8 protein-coding genes are annotated in these 6,971 nt (G+C 73.3%); 5 read left to right on the top strand and 3 right to left on the bottom strand.

The window, feature by feature from the left end:
* Positions 1-1,409, bottom strand: a 1,409-nt coding sequence (locus GTW67_RS27950) for an MFS transporter (RefSeq protein WP_161167544.1), incomplete at its 3' end; no start/stop codon positions are given.
* A 139-nt stretch (positions 1,410-1,548) separates the two neighbouring features.
* On the opposite strand from GTW67_RS27950, the gene GTW67_RS27945 reads away from it, so the two are divergent.
* The 5 genes from GTW67_RS27945 to GTW67_RS27925 all read left to right on the top strand — a co-directional run bounded on the left by GTW67_RS27945 (position 1,549) and on the right by GTW67_RS27925 (position 5,330).
* The gene (locus tag GTW67_RS27945) at positions 1,549-2,115 is read left to right on the top strand and encodes a winged helix-turn-helix transcriptional regulator (protein ID WP_161167543.1); all 567 of its coding nucleotides are present in this window, start codon (positions 1,549-1,551) and stop codon (positions 2,113-2,115) included.
* A 93-nt stretch (positions 2,116-2,208) separates the two neighbouring features.
* Positions 2,209-3,066 (top strand): maleylpyruvate isomerase N-terminal domain-containing protein, encoded by an 858-nt coding sequence (locus GTW67_RS27940; protein WP_161167542.1) that lies wholly within the window; start codon positions 2,209-2,211, stop codon positions 3,064-3,066.
* A gap of 95 nt (positions 3,067-3,161) precedes the next feature.
* Positions 3,162-3,473 carry a DUF6412 domain-containing protein gene (locus tag GTW67_RS27935; protein ID WP_161167541.1) on the top strand — a complete coding sequence of 104 codons (312 nt, stop codon included), beginning with the start codon at positions 3,162-3,164 and terminating at the stop codon, positions 3,471-3,473.
* Positions 3,474-3,591: 118 nt separating this feature from the next.
* Positions 3,592-4,311 carry a YidC/Oxa1 family membrane protein insertase gene (locus GTW67_RS27930; RefSeq protein WP_161167540.1) on the top strand — a complete coding sequence of 240 codons (720 nt, stop codon included), beginning with the start codon at positions 3,592-3,594 and terminating at the stop codon, positions 4,309-4,311.
* A 161-nt stretch (positions 4,312-4,472) separates the two neighbouring features.
* The gene (locus GTW67_RS27925) at positions 4,473-5,330 is read left to right on the top strand and encodes a fumarylacetoacetate hydrolase family protein (protein WP_161167539.1); all 858 of its coding nucleotides are present in this window, start codon (positions 4,473-4,475) and stop codon (positions 5,328-5,330) included.
* Positions 5,331-5,429: 99 nt separating this feature from the next.
* Here GTW67_RS27925 and GTW67_RS27920 read toward each other — a convergent pair whose 3' ends face one another.
* The gene (locus GTW67_RS27920) at positions 5,430-6,302 is read right to left on the bottom strand and encodes an LLM class F420-dependent oxidoreductase (protein WP_161167538.1); all 873 of its coding nucleotides are present in this window, start codon (positions 6,300-6,302) and stop codon (positions 5,430-5,432) included.
* Between the two features lie 99 nt (positions 6,303-6,401).
* A complete protein-coding gene (locus GTW67_RS27915) occupies positions 6,402-6,881 on the bottom strand; it encodes a heme-degrading domain-containing protein (RefSeq protein WP_161167537.1) in 480 nt (159 codons plus the stop codon).
* Positions 6,882-6,971: the final 90 nt, after the last annotated feature.

The raw sequence follows: 6,971 nt of genomic DNA, 5'->3' as shown, positions 1-6,971 counted from the left end.
ACCGCCGCCACCAGCGCCAGCCCCGCCGACACCCACAGGGCCACGTCCGTGCCGCGTCCCAGGTCGCCCGACGACGTGGCGAGCGCGATCGTCAGCGCGACGCCGGCGCACGAGCCGACGTAGCGGAACGTCTGTTGCGCCCCCGAGCCCATCGCCGCCCGGGCCGCCGGGACCGACTCCACGGCGAGCAGCGGCAGCGCGGCGTTCAGCAGGCCGCTGCCCGCCCCGGCGACGACCAGTCCGGGAAGGAGGCGCGTCCAGGAACCGGCGCCGACCGCGCCCAGCATCGTCAGGGCGCCGGCCGCGTGCAGGGCGAAGCCGACGGTCAACTGGTGGCGCGGCGGCACGCGGTGGGCGATGCGGCGGGCCTGGAGCGCGACGGTGAAGGAGAGGCCGGACCAGAGCAGGAACAGCCACGCCGTGTCCATCGGGGACAGGCCGATCCGCTGTTGCAGCAGCGCCGGCAGGAAGCTGAACAGCCCGATCACCGACAGGCCCGTGAACAGGCCGCCGGCGGAGGACGCCAGGAAGGGCGCGCGGCGCAGCAGGGACAGGTCGATCATCGGTGTGGCGGCGCGGCGCTCCAGCAGCACGAACAGGCCGCCCAGCAGCACGGTCGCCGCCAGCAGCAGCCCCACCGGGGCGCGCAGCCAGCCGTCCCGGCCCAGCGTCACCGCCGCCACCAGCGCGACCAGCGCCAGCCCGAACGTCACCGCCCCGGCGAGGTCTGGCCGGCCACCCCGCGGCGACCGCGACTCCGACAGGAACCGCGCCCCCAGTACCGCGACGACCAGCGTGGCGGCGCCGAGGATGCCGTACGACAGGCGCCAGTTCGGGATCGAACCGGTCATCAGGGGGCCCACCGCGATGCCGCCGCTCACGAAGGCGCCCCACACGCCGGTCGCGCGCAGCCGTCCGGCCGGGGTGGGGAAGTCGTGCACCAGCAGGCCCAGGCTGCTGGCCAGCAGCGCCGCGCTCGCCGCGCCCTGCGCGATGCGGGCCAGGGTGAACAGCCACGTCGTGGTGGCGAACGTGCCCAGGGCGGTGGTGATGCCGAGCGCCAGGGTGCCGGAGACGAAGAGCCGGCGGCGCCCGTAGTCGTCGGCCAGGGAGCCCGCGACCAGAAGCAGGGCGGCGAGGCCGAGCGGGGTGCCGTTCAGCAGCCAGGCCTGGGCGGACAGCGGGGTGTGGAGGTCGGCGGCGGTCTCGGGGAGCGAGACCATCGGCGCGGTGTACGTCATCAGGGCCACGGCGGTCGCGGCGCTGGTGAGGCCGAGGGTGAGGCCGGGGCGCGGCGGCCCGTGCCGGTCGGGACGGCCTTTCCGGCGTACGACGCCGGTGCCGGTGCCGGTGCCAGTGGTGGTGCCGGTCGGGGCTGGTGCGGTGGAGTCCGTGCCGATGTCGGTCATGTCTGTCCGCTCTTCTCGGTCCATGGGCCCGAGGGCCATAGGTAAGTTCGGTGAATGAACTGACCCTCAGGCCGGTCAACCTAGCACCGTCGGTTCGATGAATGAACCCACTTCTCGGAAAGTGGCTACAGTGGTCCCCATGGCACTGGGCAAGGACTACGCGGCGCAGGAATGCGCGATCGCCCGCGCGCTGGAGGTCGTCGGCGAGCGCTGGACGCTGCTGGTGATCCGCGACGCGCTCTACGGCGTCCGGCGCTACAACGACTTCCTCGTCCACCTCGGCATCCCGCGCGCCGTCCTGGCCAACCGCCTCCAGACGCTCACCGCCGAGGGCATCCTCGAGAAGCGCCGGTATCAGGAGTCGCCGCCCCGGGACGAGTACGTCGTCACCGACCGCGGCATCGCCCTGTGGCCGGCCCTGCGCGCGCTCGGCCTGTGGGGCCGCGACCACCTCGGCGGGCAGCCGCTGCGCTCCTTCCGGCACGCCGACTGCGGCACGCCGCTGGGCCCGTACGGCGAATGCCCCGCCTGCGGAATCGCCGTGGCCGTCCGAGACGTCGAGATGGTGCCGGGACCCGGCCTTGACCCCGACCCGGCGAACCCGGTCAGCCGGGTGCTGCTCCAGCGCAGACGGCTCCTCCAGCCGATCGACACCGGCGACGCGCAGGGCGGCGCCGACCGGCCCCAGCGGTCGGATCCCGCCTGAGCCTGTCCGGAGAGCTCACAGGTGCGCGAGGGCTGTCGCAGCCGTGCTACTCGGCGGTAATCTTCGGCTCCGTCCGCGACCCGGGGGAGTGCTGTGGGCACCGTCACGACGTTCGATCCCGTCACCGAGCACGAGAAGACCCGCGCCGCGCTGGCCGACGCCGTCCCACGCCTCGTCGCGCTGCTCCGCACCGTGCCCGACCGGGACGCGGGGTCGGGCGTCCCCGACTGGACCGTCGGCGACGTCGGCGCGCACCTCGCGGCCGTGTACCTCGCGTACACCTCCCTCGTCTCGCCCGACGACGCGATGGAGTGGGACGACGTCCTGCCGCCCGCCGAAGGCACTTTCGTCGAGCGGATCACAGCCATGAACGACCGGTCCGTGACCCTGTTCGGCGGTGCGGAACGCGCGAGGGTGCCCGACGTCGTCGCCGAGCGGGGCGAGACGTTCCTGCGCGTCACCGAGGGCCTCGCCCCGGACACCCCTGTCGCCGCGCCCTGGTACGGGGAGGTGCCGTTCACCCTGGCGACGATGACCGGTCTGCTGCTCAGCGAGACCCTCGTCCACGGTCTGGACGTCGCGCGCGGTGCCCGCCTCCCCTGGACGATCGGCGACGACGAGGCCCGCCTCGTCCTGGGGCAGTCGATGCCGACGATGATGGCGGCGGCCCTGGACCCCGTGAAGTCGCGGGGCGTGCACATCGCGTTCGACCTCGCGGTCAAGGGCGGCCCGCGCCTCGCGGTCGTCGTCCACGACGGAACGGTGACCGTGACCCGCGACGCCCCGCCGCGCGCCTACGACTGCCGGATCGTCGCGACGCCGGCCACCTTCCTCCTCGTCTCCTTCCGGCGCACGCCGATCTGGAAGGCGGTCGCGAGCGGCCGGATGCGGGCCGGCGGCCGCAAGCCGTGGCTGGCCATGCGGCTCGGCCGGCTCGTCGCCGGCCCTTGACCGGGACCGCCCGGCCTCCCACGCAACCCGTGAGGGCCGTACGGGGTCCTGCTGTATAACTGGGGCAAACGCGCGTACGAGAGGAGGAGCCGCTCATGACCCGAGACCGGGCCGTCCCGCGTCCCCTCCTCGTGCTGCTGCTCGTAATCCTGCCCGTCGCCCTCGTCGACGTCGGCAGCCTCTCCGCCACCGTCGCGCTCGCCGCGACCGCCGCGGCCGGCTCCGCGCTCGCCGTGTGCGCCGTCATCGCCGCGCGCTGCGTGCCCGTCGTGCCGCCCACCCGGGTGCGCACGGCCATCAGGGACCGGGACCGGCGTACGGCGTTCCTGCCGCAACGCGATCCCGACGCCCCCGGCCGCCGCAGGCCCCGAGCACCCGGACACGCCCTCCCGGCGACCGCCGCGTAGGGCATCCCCTCACCTCGCACTTTCGCAAGGCCCGATGCTCCCGCGCGGGTCGTCATGCCGCACACCCCGATCACACCTGATCACCGGCACGACGAGACCCCCGGAGGGCTCCTCACCCATGTCCGTTTTCGCCAGCCTGGTCGAGCACCTCGCCGACCTGCTCCAGCCGCTGTTCGGCGCCTCCGCCGCGGCCGCCGCCATCGTCCTGTTCACGGCCCTCGTACGGCTCCTCGTCCACCCTCTGTCCCGGGCCGCCGCACGCGGGCAGAAGGCGCGCACCGAGCTTCAGCCGAGGGTCGCCGAGCTGCGCCGCAAGCACGCGAAGAACCCGGAGAAGTTGCAGAAGGCCGTACTGGAGCTGCACGCCGAGGAGAAGGTGTCGCCGCTGTCCGGCTGCCTGCCCAGCCTGTGCCAGCTCCCCGCGTTCTTCCTCCTCTACCACCTCTTCTCCAACAGCTCGATCGGCGGCGAGGCCAACGGCCTCCTGTCCCACCAGCTCCTCGCCGCGCCGCTCGGCGGACGGTGGGCCGACGCGCTCGGGGACGAGGGGCTGCTCGGCGGCGCCGGGCTCGTGTACGCGGGGCTGTTCGTCCTGGTCGCCTGTGTCGCCGGGTTCAGCTACCGGCTCACCCGGCAGCGGATGGCCGACCAGCCGATGCTGCCCGCCGCCGGGACCGGGGACCAGCAGGTGCCGGGGCTGGGGGCGATCACCAAGGTGATGCCGTTCATGTCCTTCTTCACGCTCGTCACCGTGGCCGTCGTGCCGCTGGCCGCCGCCCTCTACATCGTCACCAGCACGACCTGGAGCGCCGTCGAACGGGCCGTCCTGTACCGCTGAGCAGGGCCGCCGGGCCATGGCTACGGTCCAGTACGTGAACGGGGTATTGCGGAGTGGAAGCCGACCTTGGACGATCGAACAAGTCCACCGATGGCTGCGCACTGCCGCAACCAGGTCGCACCTCATCGGGCGGGCGCCCGCGAGTGAGGGAGTTGTGGATCATGAAGCTGCTGCGAGTCGGTACGGCGGGGTCGGAGCGACCGGCGCTGCTCCACGCCGACGGCACCCTGCGGGACCTGTCGGGCGTGGTGACGGACATCGACGGCGACCTGCTCGCCGACGACGCGGCCCTCGACCGGGTACGGGCCGCCGCCGAGGCCGGTGAGCTGCCCGTCCTGGACGCCACGGGGCTGCGCGTCGGGCCGCCCGTGGGGCGCATCGGCAAGGTCGTGTGCATCGGGCTCAACTACTTCGACCACGCCCGCGAGACGGGGGCCGAGCCGCCCGCCGAGCCGGTCGTCTTCCTCAAGACGCCGGACACGGTCGTCGGGCCGGACGACACCGTGCTCGTGCCGCGCGGGTCCGTCAAGACCGACTGGGAGGTGGAGCTCGCGGTCGTGATCGGCCGTACGGCCCGCTACCTCGACTCGGCCGAGGAAGGGCTCGCGTGCGTCGCGGGGTACGCGGTCGCGCACGACGTGTCCGAGCGGGAGTTCCAGATCGAGCGGGGCGGGACCTGGGACAAGGGCAAGAACTGCGAGACCTTCAACCCGCTCGGCCCGTGGCTGGTCACCGCCGACGAGGTGCCCGACCCGCAGCGGCTGCCGCTGCGGCTGTGGGTGAACGGGGAGCTGAAGCAGGACGGGACGACCGCGGAGCAGATCTTCTCGGTGGGGGAGGTCGTGCGGTATGTCAGCCAGTTCATGGTGTTGCGGCCCGGTGACGTGATCAACACGGGGACGCCGGCGGGGGTGGCGATGGGGCAGGCGGAGCCGAAGCCGTATCTGCGGGCGGGGGATGTGGTCGAGCTGGAGATCGAGGGGCTGGGGCGGCAGCGGCAGGAGCTGAAGAACGCGTAAGCGCTCCGCTGGGGGCGGGGGAATCCGGTGCGTTGTCGGCTGCGGGCCGGTTGTGGCTGGTCGCGCAGTTCCCCGCGCCCCTTTGGGGCGCGTTTTCGCTCACGTCAGTAGTGAGGCGAGCTTGCGCCAGCCTTCCCTCGGCATCGGGGTCGTGTCCGGCTCCACCACCTGGAGGGCCACGTGGTCGGCGCCCGCGTCGTGGAAGGCCTTGATGCGGGTGCTGATCGTGGTTTCGTCGCCCCAGGCGAAGACCGCGTCGATCAGGCGGTCGCTGCCGCCGTTCTCGACGTCGGCCTCCGTGAAGCCGAGGCGCAGGAAGTTCTTGGTGTAGTTCGGGAACCGCAGGTACATGGCCAGGTAGGCGCGGGCCGTCGCGCGGGCGCCGGTCGGGTCGGCGTCGAGGACGACCTTCAGCTCCGGGGCCAGCAGCGGGGCCTCGCCGAGCGTCTCGCGGGCCTGCGCGGTGTGCTCGGGGGTGACCAGGTACGGGATCGCGCCCGCCGCCCGGTCCCGGGACAGCTCCAGCATCTTCGGGCCGAGCGCGGCCAGCACCCGGTGACCCGACCGCATCCCGGCCTTGTCCAGCTCGTCCAGGTAGCCGACCATCGTCGAGTACGGGCGGCTGTACCCCTCGACGCGCGGGCCGTGGCTGACGCCGAGGCCGAGCACGAAGCGGCCGGGGTGGGACACCTCCAGCTCGGCGAAGCCCGCCGCGGCGGCGGAGGCCTCGTGCTCCCAGATGCTCTGGATGCTGGTGCCGACGACGATCCGCGAGGTCGCCTCGATCAGCGGGGCGGCGTGCGCGGCGGAACTGTTGCCGCCCAGCCACAGGGCGCCGTAGCCGAGCTGCTCCAACTCGGCGGCGGCCTCGGCGCGTTCGCCCCGACCCTCCGGGTCCTCGGCGCGCAGGTGCGTGCTCCAGATCCCGTACCGCCCGACGGATTCCTTCAGTGCGGCCGTCGCGTCGTTCATGGGTTGCGGTCCCTCCGGTTGGCACGTGATCGTCTCTCGTCGTACGTCGCGTGCCAACCGGAGGGATCCGGAGTTGATTCCCGGGGGCGGCCGTCCGGGCTACTCGCCCAGGAAGCGCTCCAGCGCCTCCACCACCAGCCGGTGGTCCTCCACCTGCGGCAGCCCCGACACCGTCACCGCGCCGATCACCCCGACGCCCTCCACGGTGACCGGGAACGAACCGCCGTGCGCCGCGTACGTGTCCGGATCGAGCCGCGAGGAGTCCTCGAACGTCGTGCCCTTGGCCCGGAAACGGGCGCCCACCAGGTACGACGCGGAGCCGTACCGCTCCACCACCCGGCGCTTGCGGGCGATCCAGGCGTCGTTGTCCGAGGTCGAGCCGGGCAGGGCCGCGTGGAAGAGCTGCTGGCCGGCCCGGTGGATGTCGACGGCGACGGGCGCCTGGCGCTCCCGGGCCAGCTCGACCAGGAGCGAGCCCAGCGCCCACGCGTCGTCGTGGGTGAACCGGCGGAAGACCAGGCGGCGTTCCTGCGCCTCCAGCTCCTCCACGGTCGGGGCGGGAGCCTGTTCGCGCGTCACAGGGACACCACCACTCCGTCGCGGGCCGAACGGCGGGCCGCCTCCAGGACGTCCAGGGCGGCGGCCGCCTCCCGGGCGCCGACCGGGTTG

Origin of the sequence: Streptomyces sp. SID5910, assembly GCF_009862125.1 — a bacterium.
Taxonomy (GTDB): Bacteria; Actinomycetota; Actinomycetes; order Streptomycetales; family Streptomycetaceae; genus Streptomyces.
The sequence above is the reverse complement of the archived record's forward strand: the minus strand, read 5'-3'. Positions and strand labels throughout refer to the sequence as shown.

Excerpts from the sequence above, each read along its gene's own strand:
- GTW67_RS27945 (WP_161167543.1), top strand. The coding sequence starts at position 1,549 with ATGGCACTGGGCAAGGACTACGCGGCGCAGGAATGCGCGATCGCCCGC.
- GTW67_RS27935 (WP_161167541.1), top strand. The coding sequence starts at position 3,162 with ATGACCCGAGACCGGGCCGTCCCGCGTCCCCTCCTCGTGCTGCTGCTC.
- GTW67_RS27930 (WP_161167540.1), top strand. The coding sequence starts at position 3,592 with ATGTCCGTTTTCGCCAGCCTGGTCGAGCACCTCGCCGACCTGCTCCAG.
- GTW67_RS27925 (WP_161167539.1), top strand. The coding sequence starts at position 4,473 with ATGAAGCTGCTGCGAGTCGGTACGGCGGGGTCGGAGCGACCGGCGCTG.
- GTW67_RS27920 (WP_161167538.1), bottom strand. The coding sequence starts at position 6,302 with ATGAACGACGCGACGGCCGCACTGAAGGAATCCGTCGGGCGGTACGGG.